General features: G+C 73.5%; 17 protein-coding genes. 5 read left to right on the top strand and 12 right to left on the bottom strand.

The features are described from left to right. Positions 1-52 precede the first annotated feature (52 nt). The gene (locus tag ACFWRV_RS25705; protein WP_384338103.1) at positions 53-769 is read left to right on the top strand and encodes a L,D-transpeptidase; all 717 of its coding nucleotides are present in this window, start codon (positions 53-55) and stop codon (positions 767-769) included. Positions 770-778: 9 nt separating this feature from the next. Here ACFWRV_RS25705 and ACFWRV_RS25700 read toward each other — a convergent pair whose 3' ends face one another. The 6 genes from ACFWRV_RS25700 to ACFWRV_RS25675 all read right to left on the bottom strand — a co-directional run bounded on the left by ACFWRV_RS25700 (position 779) and on the right by ACFWRV_RS25675 (position 7,447). Continuing rightward, positions 779-1,315 carry an arginine repressor gene (locus ACFWRV_RS25700; RefSeq protein WP_019764598.1) on the bottom strand — a complete coding sequence of 179 codons (537 nt, stop codon included), beginning with the start codon at positions 1,313-1,315 and terminating at the stop codon, positions 779-781. 25 nt (positions 1,316-1,340) lie between these two features. Beyond that, positions 1,341-2,546: an acetylornithine transaminase gene (locus ACFWRV_RS25695; RefSeq protein WP_384338102.1), complete on the bottom strand. Its 1,206-nt coding sequence runs from the start codon at positions 2,544-2,546 to the stop codon at positions 1,341-1,343. Further along, complete coding sequence (gene argB / locus ACFWRV_RS25690) at positions 2,543-3,472, bottom strand: acetylglutamate kinase (protein WP_384338101.1); 930 nt, start codon at positions 3,470-3,472, stop codon at positions 2,543-2,545. Before argB ends, ACFWRV_RS25695 begins: the two co-directional genes overlap by 4 nt. Beyond that, positions 3,469-4,623 carry a bifunctional glutamate N-acetyltransferase/amino-acid acetyltransferase ArgJ gene (gene argJ, locus ACFWRV_RS25685; protein ID WP_384338100.1) on the bottom strand — a complete coding sequence of 385 codons (1,155 nt, stop codon included), beginning with the start codon at positions 4,621-4,623 and terminating at the stop codon, positions 3,469-3,471. Before argJ ends, argB begins: the two co-directional genes overlap by 4 nt. Beyond that, complete coding sequence (argC, locus tag ACFWRV_RS25680) at positions 4,620-5,648, bottom strand: N-acetyl-gamma-glutamyl-phosphate reductase (RefSeq protein ID WP_384338099.1); 1,029 nt, start codon at positions 5,646-5,648, stop codon at positions 4,620-4,622. The genes argJ and argC overlap by 4 nt, the downstream gene beginning before the upstream one ends. A 362-nt stretch (positions 5,649-6,010) precedes the next feature. Continuing rightward, the gene (locus ACFWRV_RS25675) at positions 6,011-7,447 is read right to left on the bottom strand and encodes a HEAT repeat domain-containing protein (protein ID WP_384338098.1); all 1,437 of its coding nucleotides are present in this window, start codon (positions 7,445-7,447) and stop codon (positions 6,011-6,013) included. A 242-nt stretch (positions 7,448-7,689) separates the two neighbouring features. Between ACFWRV_RS25675 and ACFWRV_RS25670 the strand changes: the two genes are divergently transcribed. Beyond that, positions 7,690-8,295 carry a GPP34 family phosphoprotein gene (locus ACFWRV_RS25670; protein ID WP_384338097.1) on the top strand — a complete coding sequence of 202 codons (606 nt, stop codon included), beginning with the start codon at positions 7,690-7,692 and terminating at the stop codon, positions 8,293-8,295. Between the two features lie 25 nt (positions 8,296-8,320). On the opposite strand, the gene ACFWRV_RS25665 is transcribed toward ACFWRV_RS25670, so the two are convergent. Then, positions 8,321-9,643, bottom strand: a complete 1,323-nt coding sequence (locus tag ACFWRV_RS25665) for a hypothetical protein (protein ID WP_384338096.1) — start codon at positions 9,641-9,643, stop codon at positions 8,321-8,323. A 113-nt stretch (positions 9,644-9,756) separates the two neighbouring features. Next, positions 9,757-10,545, bottom strand: coding sequence for a LysR family substrate-binding domain-containing protein (locus ACFWRV_RS25660; RefSeq protein ID WP_384338095.1), 789 nt, complete (start codon positions 10,543-10,545; stop codon positions 9,757-9,759). A 58-nt stretch (positions 10,546-10,603) separates the two neighbouring features. Here ACFWRV_RS25660 and ACFWRV_RS25655 point away from each other — a divergent pair, with 58 nt between their 5' ends. Continuing rightward, positions 10,604-11,011, top strand: a complete 408-nt coding sequence (locus tag ACFWRV_RS25655) for a DUF5997 family protein (protein WP_384338094.1) — start codon at positions 10,604-10,606, stop codon at positions 11,009-11,011. Between the two features lie 116 nt (positions 11,012-11,127). On the opposite strand, the gene ACFWRV_RS25650 is transcribed toward ACFWRV_RS25655, so the two are convergent. The 4 genes from ACFWRV_RS25650 to ACFWRV_RS25635 all read right to left on the bottom strand — a co-directional run bounded on the left by ACFWRV_RS25650 (position 11,128) and on the right by ACFWRV_RS25635 (position 15,089). Continuing rightward, a complete protein-coding gene (locus ACFWRV_RS25650) occupies positions 11,128-11,625 on the bottom strand; it encodes a peptidylprolyl isomerase (RefSeq protein WP_384338093.1) in 498 nt (165 codons plus the stop codon). Between the two features lie 74 nt (positions 11,626-11,699). Continuing rightward, positions 11,700-12,869 carry a serine hydrolase domain-containing protein gene (locus ACFWRV_RS25645; RefSeq protein WP_384338092.1) on the bottom strand — a complete coding sequence of 390 codons (1,170 nt, stop codon included), beginning with the start codon at positions 12,867-12,869 and terminating at the stop codon, positions 11,700-11,702. A gap of 127 nt (positions 12,870-12,996) precedes the next feature. After that, positions 12,997-13,572: a histidine phosphatase family protein gene (locus tag ACFWRV_RS25640; protein WP_384338091.1), complete on the bottom strand. Its 576-nt coding sequence runs from the start codon at positions 13,570-13,572 to the stop codon at positions 12,997-12,999. A 62-nt stretch (positions 13,573-13,634) separates the two neighbouring features. Next, entirely contained in the window at positions 13,635-15,089 is a 1,455-nt protein-coding gene (locus tag ACFWRV_RS25635; RefSeq protein WP_384338090.1) for a PLP-dependent aminotransferase family protein, read from the bottom strand. On the opposite strand from ACFWRV_RS25635, the gene ACFWRV_RS25630 reads away from it, so the two are divergent. Both ACFWRV_RS25630 and ACFWRV_RS25625 read left to right on the top strand, forming a co-directional pair. After that, positions 15,088-16,113 carry a DMT family transporter gene (locus ACFWRV_RS25630; RefSeq protein WP_384338089.1) on the top strand — a complete coding sequence of 342 codons (1,026 nt, stop codon included), beginning with the start codon at positions 15,088-15,090 and terminating at the stop codon, positions 16,111-16,113. The genes ACFWRV_RS25635 and ACFWRV_RS25630 overlap by 2 nt on opposite strands. Before the next feature lie 47 nt (positions 16,114-16,160). Beyond that, on the top strand, positions 16,161-16,370 hold the full coding sequence (locus ACFWRV_RS25625; RefSeq protein ID WP_384338088.1) for a DUF1918 domain-containing protein: 210 nt from the start codon (positions 16,161-16,163) through the stop codon (positions 16,368-16,370). Positions 16,371-16,425: the final 55 nt, after the last annotated feature.

Genomic DNA, 16,425 nt, shown 5'->3' with positions numbered 1-16,425 from the left:
TACGGAGCAGGTCCGGTGGGGCGGGTCCGCCGGCCGCCGTACGGTCCGGAGCATGCGCAGATCACTGGTGACCGCCGCCGTACTCCTCGCCCTGGCCGGCTCCCTCGGGGCCGGGCCCGCCGACGCCTCCGCCACCGACGTACCGCCCCTGCCGGACCGGCTGGCGGACACGGGCGGCGGCTCCCAGCTGATCACCGCCGAGGCACCGGACGCGGGTTCCACGACGGGCACGGTGACCTGGTGGGAGCGGCGCGGGGGCCGGTGGGCGGAGGCCGGGTCGGCGTCGGCGCGGTTCGGGGCCAACGGGCTGACCGAGGGCGCCACCCGGGAACAGGGAACCAGCACCACGCCCACCGGGCTGTACGACCTGCCGTACGCCTTCGGCATCGAGGACGCCCCGGCCGGCACGACGTATCCGTACCGGAAGGTGAACGAGGAATCCTGGTGGTGCCAGGACAACGCCTCGAACGCCTACAACCGCCTGGTGGAACCGCGCCCCGCCGACTGCCGGGCGGCGGAGGCCGAACACCTGGTCTCCTACGGGACGCAGTACGCCCGGGCGCTGGTGATCGGCTTCAACTACGAGAAGCCGGTACGCCATCGGGGTGCCGGGATCTTCCTGCATGTGAACGGGCGCGGGGCGACGGCGGGTTGCGTCTCGGTCCCGGCGGAGGCGATGGCGGAGATCCTGGCGTGGGCGGACCCGGAGCGCGAACCGCACATCGCGGTCGGGACCACCTCGGGCCCGACCGCGATCACGCGCTACTAGTCCTCGGCGTCAGCGGTCGTTCTGGGCGAGCCTCAGCAGGTGGTCGGCGAGCGCCTGGCCGCCGTTCGGGTCGCGGCTGATGAGCATCAGCGTGTCGTCACCGGCGATGGTGCCGAGGATGTCGTGCAGTTCGGCCTGGTCGATGGCCGAGGCGAGGAACTGGGCCGCGCCCGGCGGGGTGCGCAGCACCACGAGGTTGGCCGAGGCCTCCGCCGAGATGAGCAGTTCGGCCGAGAGCCTGCGCATCCGCTCCTCCTTGGCGGAACCGCCCAGCGGGGCCTGCGGGGTGCGGAATCCGCCCTCGCTGGGCACCGCGTAGATCAGCTCGCCGCCGGTGTTGCGGATCTTGACCGCGCCCAGCTCGTCGAGGTCGCGGGAGAGCGTCGCCTGGGTGACGCTCAGCCCGTCGTCGGCGAGGAGCTTGGCCAGCTGGCTCTGCGAGCGGACCGGCTGCCGGTTCAGGATGTCCACGATCCGGCGGTGGCGGGCGGTGCGGGTCTGCGGCACGGACGGCCCGCCGTGCTCGGTTTCCTGCGCCTCGGTCATCGTCGTCGCCTCATTCTCCGGAGGGTCATGCTCCGGATCGTCCGTCCCCGTGTGCCGCGTCGAGAGCTCCCGGCAGGATCTCCAGCAACGCGTCCACCTCCGCGTCACCGATGATCAGCGGCGGCATGAGCCGTACGACATCGGGGGCGGGCGCGTTCACCAGGAGGCCGGCTCCCTGGGCCGCCTGCTGCACCTGCGGTGCGAGGGGTCCGGTGAGCACGATACCCAGCAGCAGGCCGCTGCCGCGGACATGGGAGACCAGCGGGTGGCCCAGCGCCTCCACGCCGTCGCGGATCTTCTCGCCGAGCCGCTTGACCTCGTCGAGCGCGCCGTCGGCGGCGAGGGTGTCGAGGACGGCGAGTCCGGCGGCGCAGGCGACCGGGTTGCCGCCGAAGGTGGTGCCGTGGTGACCCGGCTTCAGCAGGTCGGCGGCCGGGCCGAAGGCGACGGTCGCGCCGATCGGCAGCCCGCCGCCGAGGCCCTTGGCGAGGGTGACGATGTCGGGCTCGACGCCTTGGTGCGCCTGGTGCTCGAACCACTGGCCGCAGCGCCCGATCCCGGTCTGCACCTCGTCGAGGACCAGCAGGGTCCCGGTCGCCCGGGTGATCTCCCGGGCGGCCTCCAGATACCCCTTGGGCGGGACGACGACGCCGTTCTCGCCCTGCGTCGGCTCGATGATGACCAGCGCGGTGTCGGTGGTGACCGCGGCCCGCAGCGCGTCGGCGTCCCCGTACGGCACATGCGTGACGTCGCCGGGCAGCGGGCGGAACGGCTCCTGCTTCCCCGGCTGGCCGGTGAGGGCGAGCGCGCCCATCGTCCGGCCGTGGAAGCCGCCGTCGGTGGCGACCATGTGGGTCCGCCCGGTGAGCCGTCCGATCTTGAAGGCCGCCTCGTTGGCCTCCGCGCCGGAGTTGGCGAAGAAGACCCGCCCCTGACGGCCGAACAGGTGCAGCAGCCGTTCGGCGAGCGCGACGGGCGGCTCGGCGATGAACAGGTTCGATACGTGCCCTAGGGAGGCGATCTGGGTGGAGACGGCCTCGACGACGGCGGGGTGGGCGTGGCCGAGGGCGTTGACCGCGATGCCGCCGACGAAGTCGAGGTAGCGGGTGCCCTCCTCGTCCCAGACGTACGCGCCCGCGCCGCGGACGAGCGGCAGGCGGGGCGTGCCGTAGTTGTCCATCAGCGCGCCCTGCCAGCGCGAGGTGAGTCCCGCGGCTTCCGTGCCGGTCATGATTCCCCCTGTTCAGGCCCTGTGTGTACGTCGATGGGGGCGTCCGGCACGACCATCGTGCCGATGCCCTCGTCGGTGAAGATCTCCAGCAGGATGGAGTGCTGGACGCGGCCGTCGATGACGCGGGCGGTTTCGACGCCGTTGCGCACGGCGTGCAGGCAGCCCTGCATCTTGGGGACCATGCCGCTGGACAGCTCGGGCAGCAGCTTCTCCAGCTCGCTCGCGGTGAGCCGGCTGATGACGTCGTCGCTGTGGGGCCAGTCCTCGTACAGCCCCTCGACGTCGGTGAGGACCATCAGCGTCTCGGCGTTCAGCGCGGCGGCGAGCGCGGCGGCCGCGGTGTCGGCGTTGACGTTGTAGACGTGGTGGTCGTCGGCGGAGCGGGCGATGGAGGAGACGACCGGGATGCGGCCGTCGTCCAGCAGCGCCTGGATGGCCCCGGTGTCGATGGCGGTGATCTCGCCGACCCGGCCGATGTCGACGGACTCGCCGTCGATGGTGGGCCGGTGCTGGGTGGCGGTGATGGTGTGGGCGTCCTCGCCGGTCATGCCGACGGCGAGGGGGCCGTGCTGGTTGAGGAGGCCGACCAGCTCGCGCTGGACCTGTCCGGCGAGCACCATCCGGACGACGTCCATCGCCTCGGGGGTGGTGACCCGCAGCCCGGCCTTGAACTCGCTGATCAGGCCCTGCTTGTCGAGCTGGGCGCTGATCTGCGGGCCGCCGCCGTGCACGACGACGGGCTTGAGGCCGGCGTGCCGCAGGAAGACGACGTCCTGGGCGAAGGCGGCCTTCAGCTCCTCGTCGATCATGGCGTTGCCGCCGAACTTGATGACGACGGTCCTGCCGTGGTGGCGGGTCAGCCAGGGCAGCGCCTCGATGAGGATCTGCGCCTTCGGGAGTGCGGTGTGCTTCCGCGCGGCGCTCATGAGCTGTACGCGCTGTTCTCGTGGACATAGTCCGCGGTGAGGTCGTTGGCCCAGATGACGGCGGACTCGGCGCCCGCGGCGAGGTCGGCGGTGACCTTGACCTCCCGGTAGCGCATGTCGACGAGCTCGCGGTCCTCGCCCACTCCCCCGTTCTTGCAGACCCAGACGTCGTTGATGGCGACGTTGAGCTGGTCCGGCTCGAAGGCGGCCTTCGTGGTGCCGATCGCGGAGAGGACCCGGCCCCAGTTGGGATCCTCGCCGTGGATGGCGCACTTGAGGAGGTTGTTGCGGGCGATGGACCGGCCGACCTCGACGGCGTCGTCCTCGGTGGCCGCGTTGATCACCTCGATCCGGATGTCCTTGGACGCGCCCTCGGCGTCGCCGATGAGCTGCCGGGCGAGGTCGGCGCAGACGGCGCGTACGGCTTCGGCGAACTCGCCCTGCTCCGGGGTGATTCCGCTGGCGCCGGAGGCCAGCAGCAGCACGGTGTCGTTGGTGGACATGCAGCCGTCGGAGTCGACCCGGTCGAAGGTGGTCCGGGTGGCCTCGCGCAGGGCGGCGTCCAGCACGGGGGCTTCCACGTCGGCGTCGGTGGTGAGGACGACGAGCATGGTGGCCAGGCCCGGGGCGAGCATGCCCGCGCCCTTGGCCATGCCGCCGACGGTCCAGCCCTCGCCGCCCGCGACGGCCGTCTTGTGCACGGTGTCGGTGGTCTTGATGGCGATGGCGGCCTTCTCGCCGCCGTGCTCGCTGAGGGCGGCGGCTGCCTGCTCGATGCCGGGGAGCAGCTTGTCCATGGGGAGCAGGAGGCCGATGAGCCCGGTGGAGGCGACGGCGATCTCGCCGGCGCTGTGGCCGTCCAGCACCTCGGCGGCCTTCTCGGCGGTGGCGTGGGTGTCCTGGAACCCCTGGGGTCCGGTACAGGCGTTGGCGCCACCGGAGTTGAGGACGACGGCGGTGACCTCGCCGCCCTTGAGGACCTGCTCCGACCAGAGGACGGGGGCGGCCTTGACGCGGTTGGAGGTGAAGACGCCCGCGGCGGCGCGGCGCGGCCCGTTGTTGACCACGAGGGCCAGGTCCGGGTTCCCGCTGTCCTTGATTCCCGCGGCGATGCCCGCCGCCGAGAACCCCTGTGCTGCCGTGACGCTCACGGTGCCGCTCCGATCGTCGAAAGACCTGTGTCCTCGGGAAGTCCGAGGGCGATGTTCATGCTCTGCAGGGCACCGCCCGCGGTGCCCTTGGCGAGATTGTCGATGGCGCAGACGACCACGAGCCGTCCGGCGGCCTCGTCGTGGGCGACCTGGACCTGTACGGCGTTGGAGCCGTGGACCGCGGCGGTGGCGGGCCACTGGCCCTCGGGCAGGAGGTCGACGAACGGCTCGTCCGCGAACGCCTTCGCGTACACCGCCCGCAGGCTCTCCGCGCTGACACCCGGCTTCGCCTTGGCGCTGCACGTGGCGAGGATGCCGCGCGGCATGGGGGCGAGGGTGGGCGTGAAGGAGACGGTGACCGGCTGCCCGGCGGCGGCGCTGAGGTTCTGGATCATCTCGGGCGTGTGACGGTGACCGCCGCCGACGCCGTACGGGGTCATGTTGCCCATGACCTCGGAGCCGAGCAGATGCGGCTTGGCCGCCTTGCCCGCCCCGGAGGTGCCCGACGCGGCGACGATCACGGCCTCCGGCTCGGCGATGTCCGCCTCGTACGCCGGGAAGAGCGCGAGGGACACGGCGGTCGGGTAGCACCCGGGCACCGCGATCCGCTTCGACCCGGCGAGCGCGGCCCGCCCGCCCGGCAGCTCGGGCAGCCCGTAGGGCCAGGTCCCGGCGTGCGGGGACCCGTAGAACTTCTCCCAGTCCCCCGCGTCCTTCAGCCGGAAGTCGGCCCCCATGTCGACGACGAGGACCTCGTCCCCGAGCTGCTCGGCGACCGCGGCGGACTGCCCGTGCGGGAGCGCCAGGAAGACGACGTCGTGCCCGGCGAGCACCTCGGCGGTGGTGGGCTCCAGCACCCGGTCGGCCAGCGGCCGCAGGTGCGGCTGGAGCGAACCGAGGGCCTGCCCGGCGTTGGAATGCCCGGTGAGAGCGCCGATCTCGACCTCCGGGTGCGCCAGCAGAAGACGGAGCAGCTCCCCGCCGGCGTATCCGCTCGCCCCTGCCACTGCTGCTCGTACCGCCATCGGTAACCCTCCTGATCGATGGCATGACTATACGCAGCTATGCACTTTTATGCAAAGTTTCTGTGGAGGGCCGCCCCGCGCTCGGGAGCCGACGCCTCGGAGCCCCGGGCACGCCTCCCGGCCATGCAGGCTCCACCGCGCCCCTTCGTGGGTCTTCCCCATCGACCGCGCTCCGACCGCGCTCGACGAATCCCGCTGGGCACCGGCGACTGCCACGTCCTGACCGCTACGGCAGGTTGAACCGTACGAGCGCCTTGGCCACCGGGGTTCCGCTGCGCCGCGCGTACGTCAGCCGCCCGCGCACCTCACGCAGCCCTCGGGGGCGGCAACCGGGCCCGCCGCAGCAGCTCTTGTCGATTTCCTCAGGCTTCGCGGCCCTGGTGGTCCTCGTGGCCTCGGTGGTCCTGGGGGCCTTGGTGGTCCGGGTGGTGCTGGGGTTCCTGATGGTCCGCGCGGTCCTTGTGGTCCCACTCCCATCTCCAGAGCGCGGCGAGGCGGTGGTCGTGCTCGAAGCCGGGGCGGGTGTGCGATCCCACGCGGTCGATCGCCTCCCCGGTACGCGGGTCGTTCCGACGGAGCAGGCCGTAGGCGGCGTCGAGCCGGGTTCCGAGGTCGTCCTCGTCGAGCAGTGCGACCAGGGCGTCGGCGACCGCCGTTGTGCCGTCCGTGCCCTCGGCCGCGGCCTCCGCCGTTCGGGCCCGCACTTCGGCCACCGGGTCCCGGAGCAGTGCGACGACGGCGTCCATGCACTCGGGACTTCCGTCATGAGCCGCGGCCAGGGCCCCGCCGGTCACCGCACGCACCCTCCCGTGGTCGTCCCCGGCCAGTTCCAGCAAGGCGGCCCTGGCCGCCCTGCCGAGGGTGGGGCGCGTGTCGTCCCAGCTCAGGAGGAGGCCGGGGACCTGGGCCCGGACGCGCGGGTCCGGGTGGCCGGCGTGCCGCAGCCCCACGGCCTCCGCCTCCCGGTGTTCCACCTCGCTCAGGACGCGGAGGACCTCCGCGAGGACGCTCGGGTCGCCCTCGCCCTCCGCGGCCCAGGCCACGAGCAGATCCGCCGTCTCCTTCTCGTAGGAGTTCCGCGCGCTCGACTGCGTCAGCTGGTAACAGATGAGCACGTCGAGGACGAAGTGGCGGTGTTCCGGATCCGGGCTGTGGCGGTACGCCGTGACGGCGGACCAGGTCTCCTTGCTGCGGCGTTCGCCGAGCACCCACCGGGCGGACGACCGGTCGACATGGTCCCGGTCGCGCCGTGCCACGGCCCTGGCCACCAACTCCTCCACGGGCGTCAGGACGCGGAAGGCCCACTCCAGATCCGTGAGGATCGCGCCGTGTCCGGCGCGGACCGTGACGTCGCCGAGCGTCAACTGCGTGACGCGGTCGTACTCGTCGTCCTCGACCCGGCGCTCACGCACGGAGCCGGTTCCGCCCGCCCTGTCCCGGAGCACGGCTTCCGCGCCCCGCTCGTACCGCTCCCGGGCCAGGGCGAGCAGGTACGCCCTCCGGGCCGCCGGGAGGCTCAGCCGGGGCTCCCGGCCCAGCACGGCCTTCGTCACCGCGGGAGAACCGCCGTCGATGGCCCGTACCAGCGCGGTCGTTCCGTCCGGCAGCCCGCGGTCCGGGTCCGCGCCGCCCTCGACCAGGGCCCTCGCCACGGCGGCGTCGTACGCGGCGACCGCCAGGCAGAGCACCGGCAGGCCGTCGTCCGTGCGGGTCTCCGGGTCCGCCCCCGCCTCCAGCAGTGCGGCCACAGCCTCCGCGTCGCTCCGCCGGACCGCCGTTTCCAGCTCCCCCGCACCCATGCTCTGCCGCCCCCGCCCCGTGATGCGCCGCTGGTCCGAGGGTCAGGACCTCGGCCCGCGGAGCCCGGCCGATGTGGGCCGGACCCCTGGGTGAGCGTAGTCCGCCGAGGGTCAGCGAGACCGGGCCGAGCCGGCCGGGGGCGATACTGGTCATGGCAGACGCCTCGCCGCCCATCCGGCCCCGGGCCGGGCCCGGCCGGTGGGGTCCCGTCCTCAGCCGACGCCTATGAGGGGAGCCGTTCATGACCACGGCGAAAGACCTGTTCAGCATCGCCATGGACCCGGAGCCGGAGCACACCGTGGGGCAGGGCGACCTGTCGCTCGCCCTCGCCGGAGCCGAGCTGTTCGACCTCATCGGCGCGGGAGCCGTCACCCTGGACGGCGACCGCGTCGTGCCGGGCGGAGCGCCGGCGCCGGACGACCGGCTGCTCGGCGACGCGGCGGGGCACATCGTCCAACAGCCGCCCCACGAGCGGATCGAGGACTGGCTGTGGCGTCGCGGCAGGGACCTCGCGGCCACCTACCAGGACGCTCTGGAGCGGGACGGCGAGCTCACCCAGCAGAGAAGCGGCAGGCTGCCCTTCGGACCGAAGCGCGTTCAGCTGGTGGATACGCCCGGCCGCCGCCGGGCCGTGGGCCGCTGGGAGGAGGGGGAGCCCGTCCTTGCCGCGCTCGCGTCGGCCGTGGGCCTCGACGGCGGGCGGTCCGACGACGAACTCCGCCTCGACGACGAGTCCGCGACCACCGTGGTCGCCGCCGTCCACGAGGCGGTGATGGAGCTGGAGGCCGTACGCCAGCGGCGGACCATCGAGAACACGGCCTTCGCCAACGTCTGGCGCGGACCGTGAGACGGGCCCCGGCCTCCCCGGGGGCTCAGGTGCCCTGGCGGAGCTGCTGGGCGGCGTCGGCCGTGTCGTCGCGCTGACCGACGCCTGCCTCCTCCGGCCGCGCGGGGACGGGTGAGGCATCCCGGGCCGGCCGGTCCAGCAGCAGCGGGATCGCCAGGGCGGGCAGCAGCCAGACGAACACGATGAGGCGGTAGCCGAGCAGTTGGGCCAGATTCGGGTGGCCCGCCTGGTTGAGGAGGCCAGCCGCCCCGGCCGCCAGGGCGATGGGCAGCACCACGGAGCGCCGCCTCAGCAGCGCCCAGGCCGAGAGGGCGAGCAGGACGGGGAGAACGGGATAGGTGGCCTGGCGTCGCAGCCACGCCGACCAGAAGACCCCTTCCTGCACGAAGAACTCGGGCCAGGGGTTGGGCAGATCGGGGCGCTGGTAGTGGTGGGTCAGCAGGTCCTGGGCGCTGTCCTGGCCCATGGGCCAGGACATCAGATGCGCCCCCGCGTAGATGAACGCCGCCGACGCACCGCACAGTACGGCCGCCCGGAGGACGGGGGTGGTCTGCCGCCGCTTCCGACGGAGCCACCCGGACCAGGCCAGGAAGACTCCCGCGAGGGCTGCCGCCAGCAGCAGGGCCTGCGAGTAGCGGACGAGGAACATCAGGGCCAGGCCGCCCGCGACGAGCGCCGCGCCGGCACGGGGCCGGTCCCGCAGCAGCAGGGTGCAGCCGAGGACCACCGCCGTGCCGAGCGCCAGGGAGAGCCCGTCGCTGAGGGGGTTCATGGCGACGGTGCCGGTCGGCAGAGCGAGGTACAGAGCCTGCCCGGCCAGACCGGCGCGCCAGGAAGCACCCGCGACGCGGAGGGTGAGCAGCACGCAGACGCTTCCGGCGAGCGCGACGACGAGTCCGGCGAGCCAGAGGCCCCAGGTCACGCCGAAGGCCGCCACGAAGGGGACCAGGAACAGCGGATAGCCGGGCCTGGCCTCGAAGATGGCCATGAACCGCTGGTTGGCGAACGGCGCGGTCATCCCTGAGGTGTTGCCGTGGCGGGACCAGTACGCGACCGAGTCGTTCAGCCGGCGCACGCAACTCTCCTCCGACTCCCCCGCGGTCTTCCTGCTGGTCCAGGGGATGGTGTTCAGGGGTGCTTGCTGCCCGCTGGCGCAGGTGTGGGCGATGGCCCTCCGGCCCGCCTCGTCCCGGCTGTCACCGCCGATGCTCAGGGCGTAGGAGAGGTAGTTCTTCGTGTCGGGCGAGGCCCGTCCGGTGACCGCGGTCAGCTGGAGTCCGGTGAAGGCCACGGCGATGAGGACCATCCCGATGAGGCCAAGGTGCTGGGTTCTGCGGATGTTCGGCATCGGTCGGGCGCTCCCCTGCGTACGGCGGTTGCCTCATCAACGAGAGAACCGCCGCGGGGTGGCGTTTCCGGCAGGCGCCCGCCGGAACGCGTGCGGCCCGGCCGCTCGGCGCGCTACCGGCCGCGCGGCTTTCCGCGCTTGCCGCTCTGGCCGCCGGCCCGGCCGCCCGACGTGGGCTTCCTGCCCGCGGCGGGCTTGTGCCGGGCGCCGCCCGACCCGCCGCCGGTGCCGGCCCGCTTGCCCTTGGCCTTCTCCTTGGCCTTCGCGGTGGGGCGCTGCGGGGTGGCCGCGCGGCCACGGGTGCTGTTGACGGTGCGGCCCCGGACGATCCCGATGAACTCCTCCACCAGGTCGGGGGTTTCCTCCGCCTCCGGCCAGGACAGGGCGACGCGTGACTCGGGGGATTCCGGGACCGGGCGGTAGGTGAGGTCCTTGCGGTGGTGGAGCCGGGCCAGGGACTGCGGGACGAGGAGGACGCCCACGCCCGCCGCCACCAGCTCGATCGCGTCCGCCGTGGTGGCCGGGCGCTCGACGGCGGGGCGGCCGGGCAGGGTCTCCCAGTCGAGGACGTCGTCCAGCGGGTGCAGCACGATCTCGTCGGACAGCTCGGCCAGCGACACCTCGTCCGCGGCGGTCGCGACGTGGTCCTTGGGGATCACGACGACGGTGGTCTCGGTGTACAGGGGGATCGCGCTCAGGACGCTCCGGTCGACCGGGAGCCGTACGAGACCGGCGTCGGCACCGCCGCCCGCCAGCAGCCGCGGCGCCTCGGCGGGGGTGGCCTGGACGAGTTCCAGGGTGGTGTGGGGCAGCCGCTCGTGCCACACCCTGACCCACTTGGTGGGCGTCACGCCGGGAACGTACGCGAGCCTGAAGGATGAGGGGATGTCCGAGCCTGTCACGGAACCAGGCTACCGGTCGGTGGTCGGAGGTATGTCCCATGGTCGATACCCTGGACCCATGACGTCGCACAAGACCGCCCAGACCATGAAGCCCGCCACGGCGGCGAAGAAGCTGGGTGTGTACCTCCAGGCCACCCCCGCCGAGTTCCAGGAGGGTGCCGTCTCCCGCACCGAGCTCAACGCCCTCCAGACCGACCCGCCCGCCTGGCTGGTGGAGCTGCGCCGCACCGGTCCGCACCCCCGTCCGGTCGTCGCCGCGAAGCTCGGCATCTCCATCGCGGGGCTCGCCCGCGGCGGGGTCACCGAGCCGCTCACCACCGAGCAGGTCGACGCACTGAAGGACGAGATGCCCGACTGGCTCCAGAAGGAGCGCGCCACGCAGGCCGAGGTGCGCAAGGAGGCCGCTCGCATCAAGGAGCGCAACGCCGAGCGGGCCGCGCAGTCCGGCGATCAGCAGTCCCGCTGACCCGAGGTCCGGCCGCGTCGGGCGGGCGTACGCCACGGGCCCGCGGCCGGGCCGCCCCTCCGACGCGTACGTCGGTGGCACGGCCCTGCCACGGGCCCGTCGGGTTACCTGACCGGTCAGAGAACGCCGGACTCAGCGATGGTGACCTTGGCGCTGGTGCGGCCGCTGGAGGAGCCGAGCGCCTCGATCTTGCGGACGAGGGCCATGCTGTCCTCGTCGGCGACCTCGCCGAAGACCACGTGCTTGCCGTCCAGCCACGGGGTGAGCACCGTGGTGACGAAGAACTGCGAACCGTTGGTGTTCGGGCCGGCGTTGGCCATCGAGAGCAGGCCCACGCGGTCGTGCTTGAGCTTGAAGTTCTCGTCGGCGAACTTCTCGCCGTAGATGCTCTTGCCGCCGGTGCCGTCGCCGCGGGTGAAGTCGCCACCCTGGAGCATGAAGTCCGTGATGACGCGGTGGAAGGACGAGCCGGCGTAGCCGAAGCCCTTCTCGCCGGTGGCGAGCGCGCGGAAGTTCTCCGCCGTCTTGGGGACGACGTCGTCGAACAGGTTGAACGTGATCCGCCCTGCGGGCGCATTGTCGATGGTGATGTCGAAGTAGACCTTGGTTGTCATGGTGACATCCTCACATTCCTGGCAACCACAGGTGAAACCCGGGTTGGTTCGGCACGTCGGATGTCCCGTTCCGCTCACCTCGCGGCGGTCTCCCCGCGGGCCGCGTAGACCGCGTTCACCAGGGCTGTCTTGCGCGGGTCGTCGGCGAGCCGGGAGCCCATCCGGTTCATGACGTATCCGAGGGCTATTGAGGCATCCGGGTCGGCCAGGCCGCAGGAGCCGCCCGCGCCGTCGTGGCCGAGCGCACGCGGGTCGGGGCCGTAGGAGCGGTTCGCACCGCTCAGCCAGAGGCCGAGGGCGATCTCCGTCTCCTGGGCGAAGCCGTCGCCGAGGACGAGGTCGCGACAGGCCCCCTGCCCTTCCCCGACCCGGGCGGCGGCCTTCTCGGAGAGGATCCGGTGTCCGTCGAGGCTGCCGCGTCCGGCCAGGATCCCGTAGAGCGCCGCGACCGCGCGGGCGGTGCCGTGGCCGTTGGCGGCGGGGATCTCCGCGGCCCGCCAGGCGGGCGTGTTGGCGGCGGCCCGGCCGGTGGGCGGGTTGAGCAGGGAGGCGACGGCGACCGGGGTCATCCGGTCCAGGAGGGCCGCCTGGGCAGCCCGGTCGGGGCGTTCCTGGACGAGTTCGGCGAGCCGGTGGGTCTCGCTCTCGGGGAGGCCGAAGGTGAAGTCGATGCCCAGCGGTCCGGTGATCTCCCGCCGCAGGAACGCCCCGGGCCGCAGCCCGGTGATCCGGCGGACCACTTCGCCGACGAGGAATCCGTAACTGATCGCGTGATAACCGGAGCGGGTTCCCGGCTCCCACCAGGGGGTGGTGGCGGCGAGCCTGGCGCAGGCCGTCTCCCAGTCGTACAGCTCCTCCAGGGTGAGCGGGGTGTCGGGCCCGGCGACTCCGGAGCGGTGCGAGAGGAGGTGGCGTACGAGGACGGATTCCTTGCCGTTCGTGGCGAACTCCGGCCAGTAGGCGGCGACCGGGGCGTCGAGGTCGAGCAGTCCCCGGTCGGCCAGGACATGGGCGCAGAGCGCGGTGGGGCCCTTGCCGGTGGACCAGACGTTGACCAGGGTGTCCCGTTCCCAGGGGCGGGTGCGGGCGGCGTCGGCCCAGCCGCCCCAGAGGTCCACCACCGGGTCGCCGTCGACCAGGACGGTCACCGCCGCGCCCAGTTCGCCGCGCTCCGTGAAGTTCTCCTCGAAGGCGTCCCGGACCCCGGCGAACCGGTCGTCGCAGTGGCCGTGGATCTGCGGCACGGGGCCTCCTCCTCGCGGGCGGGCGTCCGGCGGCGGAACCGGATGCCCCCGCAACGTACCGACTGGTCGGACCGGAGGGAAGGGGCAGTGCCCGAAGGGCCCGGAAGGCCCCCGGCTCCTGCGCGGGTCACCGGATGCCCGCCTCCAGGCGCAGGCTCCAGCGGCCCGGCAGGCCGGCCAGCGTGATGGTCGAGAGGGGGCGGACGTCGACGTTCCAGTACGCGGAGGGCGGTGCGTTCAGGGCGTAGACGAGGGCGGCCCGGAGCACGGCGGGTTCGGCGACCGCGACGACGAGGCCTTCGGCGGCGGGGCGGGTGTCCAGCCAGCCGCCCACCCGCCCGATGAAGCCGAGCATCGACTCGCCGCCGTGCGGTGCGCTGCGCGGGTCGGCCAGCCAGAGATCCACGGCCGCCGGCTCGCGGGCGGTGACCTCGCCCAGGGTCAGCCCCCGCCAGCGGCCCATCTCCCAGTCGCGCAGGGCTGGTTGCGCCATCGGCGCGTAGCCGAGGGCGTCCCCGGTGGCCCGGCTGCGCGGGGTGGGCGAGCAGTAACGCAGCTCGGCGGCGCCGAGCGGGACGAGCGTGTGGGCGACGAGCTGCACCTCGTGCCAGCCGGCCTGATCGAGGGGCCGGTCGTCGTCGAAGCGTTCTGCCAGCCGGGAGGAGCTGCGCGCCGCTGCGACCAGGGTGACCCGAAGCGTCATGGCGGGATCGTCGGGCCGAACGCCTGTTTGGTCAAGAGGGTCTGCGGGCCGGAACGCCGCCTTCAGTCGTCCAGGAGGCCGTCGAAAGCGGTACGGAGACGGCGGACGCCCTCCGCGATCTCGGCCGCTCCGGAGACCGCGGCGAAGCTCAGGCGGACGTGTCCGGCCGGGGCTTCGGCGCAGAAGTAGGGGCGGCCGGGGGCGATGGCGACCGAGGCGCGCAGGGCGGCCGAGACGACGGCCGGTTCGTCGGCGCCCGTTCCCGCGCCGCCGCCCGGGAGCCGGAGCCAGAGGCTGCCGCCGCCCGCCGGGAGGAGCGGCAGCGTGAGGGCGGGCAGCTCGGTGCCGAGGGCGGTGGCCATGGCCGTACGGCGGTGGCGCAGCTCGGTGGCGACGGCGGCCAGGTGGCGGCCCCAGGACGGGGAGCCGACGAGTTCCAGCGCGGCTTCCTGGAGCGGTCGGGGCACGAAGAAGCTGTCGACGACCTGGATGGCCCGCAGGCGTTCCAGCACCGGGCCGCGGGCGGCCAGCGCGCCGACCCGGAGGCTGGGCGAGGTGACCTTGGTGAGCGAGCAGACGTGCACGACGACGCCATCGGGGTCGTCGGCGGCCAGCGGCGCGGGGAGCGGTCCGGCGTCGTCGTGGACGAGCCGGCGGGCGAAGTCGTCCTCGACCACGAACGCCCCGGCGCCCCGGGCGATGGCCAGGATCTCGGGGCGGCGGGCAGGGGCGAGGGTGGCCCCGGTGGGGTTCTGGAAGAGCGGCTGGGTGACGAGGACCCGGGCGCCGGTGGCCCGGAACGCGTCGGCGAGCAGCTCGGGCCTGACTCCGTCGGCGTCCATCGGCACGGGGACGGGGCGCAGTCCGGTGGCGCGGGCGGCGGCGAGCATCCCGGGGTAGGTCGGCGACTCCACGAGGACCGGGGCACCGGGCGGGGCGAGGGCGCGCAGGGCGGTGGCCAGTGCGCTCTGGCCGCCCGCGGTGATCAGGACGTCGGCGGCCGAGACGGTGGGGCCGATCTCGCGGGCGAACCAGGACCGCAGCTCGGGCAGCCCGTCCGTCGGGGGGCGGCCCCAGGCACCCGGCCTGCGGCCCGCGCGGGCCAGGGCCGCGGCGAGCGCCCGCTCGGGCTGGAGCGAGGCGTGGAGGTAGCCGCCGTTGAACTCGATGACGCCGGGCGGCGGAGCGGCGAGGGTGACCAGCACCCCGGAGGCGTCGACGGTTCGGGGCACCACCTCGGGCCCGCCGTCGCCGCTCAGCGACACCTCCTGCCAGGACGTGTCGCCGGGGGCGGGCAGGGCGACGCGAGGCTCCGCCCGGAAGGCGCCGGAGCCGGGGCGGGTGGTGACGAGCCCCTCGGCGGCGAGCTGGGCGATGGCGCGGGAGACGGTGACGGGGCTGACCCGGAACCGTTCGACGAGTGCGCGACTCGACGGCAGCTTTCCACCGGGTGAGTAGCGGTTGAGGTCGGCCCGCAGGGAAGTGACCAGTTCGGCGACGCTGCTACGCTCTTGCATGAGAGCACAGGATAGCGCTACCCCAGCTTCATCGATAGCGGTCGCCGATCCGGGCGGCACTCCGCGGGCAGCTTCGGCGATCACCCGGACAGCGCCCGGGAAGCCCGGGAACGGGCCCGCGCCAGGGCTCTCGGCCGGCCGGAGCGGCACCGTGCTCGCCGGGCTCGGCGTCGTGGCGTTCTCCCTCACCTTTCCGGCCACGGCCTGGGGCCTGGAGAGCTTCGGCCCCTGGTCCCTGGTCGCTCTGCGCAGCGTGCTCGCCGCCCTGATCGCGGGCGGGGTGCTGCTGGCCGCGCGCGTCCCGCTCCCGGCGCGCCGGCACTGGGCGGGGCTCGCGGTCGTCGGGGGCGGGGTGGTGGTGGGCTTCCCGCTGCTGACGACCCTGGCCCTGCAGACCTCCACGACTTCGCACGCGGCCGTGGTCGTGGGTCTGCTGCCGCTGACCACGGCGGTCCTGGGGTCCCTGCGCACCGGTGAGCGGCCCTCGCGCACGTTCTGGGTCGCGGCCCTCGCCGGGGCGGCCGTGGTGATCGCCTTCACCGTGCAGCAGAGCGGCGGGGCTCTCGCCTCCGGCGACCTGTATCTGTTCGGCGCGCTGCTGGTCTGCGCGGCCGGGTACACCGAGGGCGGCCGGCTCGCCCGGGTGATGCCGGGGTGGCAGGTGATCGGCTGGGCACTGGTCCTGTGCCTGCCGCTCGCGGTGGCGGGCAGCCTGGTGGCCCTGCCGCTCGAACCCGTGCACCTGAACGCCCACGGCGTCCTCGGCCTGGTCTGGGTCGCCGCCGGATCGACCTTCCTCGGGCTGTACGTCTGGTACCGGGGGATGGCGGCGATCGGCGTGGCCCGCGCCAGTCAGCTCCAGCTCGCCCAGCCGCTGCTGACGCTCGTGTGGTCCTTCCTCCTGCTCGGCGAGGAGATCTCGGCCGCTGCCCCGGTCGCGGCGGTGGCCGTACTCCTCTGCATCGCCGCCACCCAGCGGGCCGGCCGCCGCGCAGGACGGGAATCCCGGCCCGTACGGTCATAGACTTGTCGACACGGACACCGTCTCCCCCTGTGAGGAGGTCGCTCCCGATGGAGGCACACACGGGCGACCGGCTGCTGATGCACGGCAGGACCGTGGGACAGCACGACCGGGTCGCCGAGATCATCGAGGTGCTCGGTGACGGGGGCGCTCCCCCGTACCGGCTCCGCTTCGACGACGGCCACGAACACCTGATGTCACCGGGTCCCGACAGCGTCGTACAGCACAGGGAGGCGCCGAGGGACGGGCAGGCGCGGTAGCGGCGCCCGGGACCGGGACCGCGCGGCCGGGTCCCGGCTCCTGGGCTGCCCGGGG

Source organism: Streptomyces sp. NPDC058576, assembly GCF_042718715.1.
Classification (GTDB): Bacteria; Actinomycetota; Actinomycetes; order Streptomycetales; family Streptomycetaceae; genus Streptomyces.
Note: the sequence above shows the minus strand (reverse complement) of the source record. Positions and strands in the feature narration are given on the sequence as shown.

Excerpts from the sequence above, each read along its gene's own strand:
- ACFWRV_RS25705 (WP_384338103.1), top strand. The coding sequence starts at position 53 with ATGCGCAGATCACTGGTGACCGCCGCCGTACTCCTCGCCCTGGCCGGC.
- ACFWRV_RS25700 (WP_019764598.1), bottom strand. The coding sequence starts at position 1,315 with ATGACCGAGGCGCAGGAAACCGAGCACGGCGGGCCGTCCGTGCCGCAG.
- ACFWRV_RS25695 (WP_384338102.1), bottom strand. The coding sequence starts at position 2,546 with ATGACCGGCACGGAAGCCGCGGGACTCACCTCGCGCTGGCAGGGCGCG.
- argB (WP_384338101.1), bottom strand. The coding sequence starts at position 3,472 with ATGAGCGCCGCGCGGAAGCACACCGCACTCCCGAAGGCGCAGATCCTC.
- argC (WP_384338099.1), bottom strand. The coding sequence starts at position 5,648 with ATGGCGGTACGAGCAGCAGTGGCAGGGGCGAGCGGATACGCCGGCGGG.
- ACFWRV_RS25675 (WP_384338098.1), bottom strand. The coding sequence starts at position 7,447 with ATGGGTGCGGGGGAGCTGGAAACGGCGGTCCGGCGGAGCGACGCGGAG.
- ACFWRV_RS25670 (WP_384338097.1), top strand. The coding sequence starts at position 7,690 with ATGACCACGGCGAAAGACCTGTTCAGCATCGCCATGGACCCGGAGCCG.
- ACFWRV_RS25665 (WP_384338096.1), bottom strand. The coding sequence starts at position 9,643 with ATGCCGAACATCCGCAGAACCCAGCACCTTGGCCTCATCGGGATGGTC.
- ACFWRV_RS25655 (WP_384338094.1), top strand. The coding sequence starts at position 10,604 with ATGACGTCGCACAAGACCGCCCAGACCATGAAGCCCGCCACGGCGGCG.
- ACFWRV_RS25650 (WP_384338093.1), bottom strand. The coding sequence starts at position 11,625 with ATGACAACCAAGGTCTACTTCGACATCACCATCGACAATGCGCCCGCA.
- ACFWRV_RS25640 (WP_384338091.1), bottom strand. The coding sequence starts at position 13,572 with ATGACGCTTCGGGTCACCCTGGTCGCAGCGGCGCGCAGCTCCTCCCGG.
- ACFWRV_RS25630 (WP_384338089.1), top strand. The coding sequence starts at position 15,088 with ATGAGAGCACAGGATAGCGCTACCCCAGCTTCATCGATAGCGGTCGCC.
- ACFWRV_RS25635 (WP_384338090.1), bottom strand. The coding sequence starts at position 15,089 with ATGCAAGAGCGTAGCAGCGTCGCCGAACTGGTCACTTCCCTGCGGGCC.
- ACFWRV_RS25625 (WP_384338088.1), top strand. The coding sequence starts at position 16,161 with ATGGAGGCACACACGGGCGACCGGCTGCTGATGCACGGCAGGACCGTG.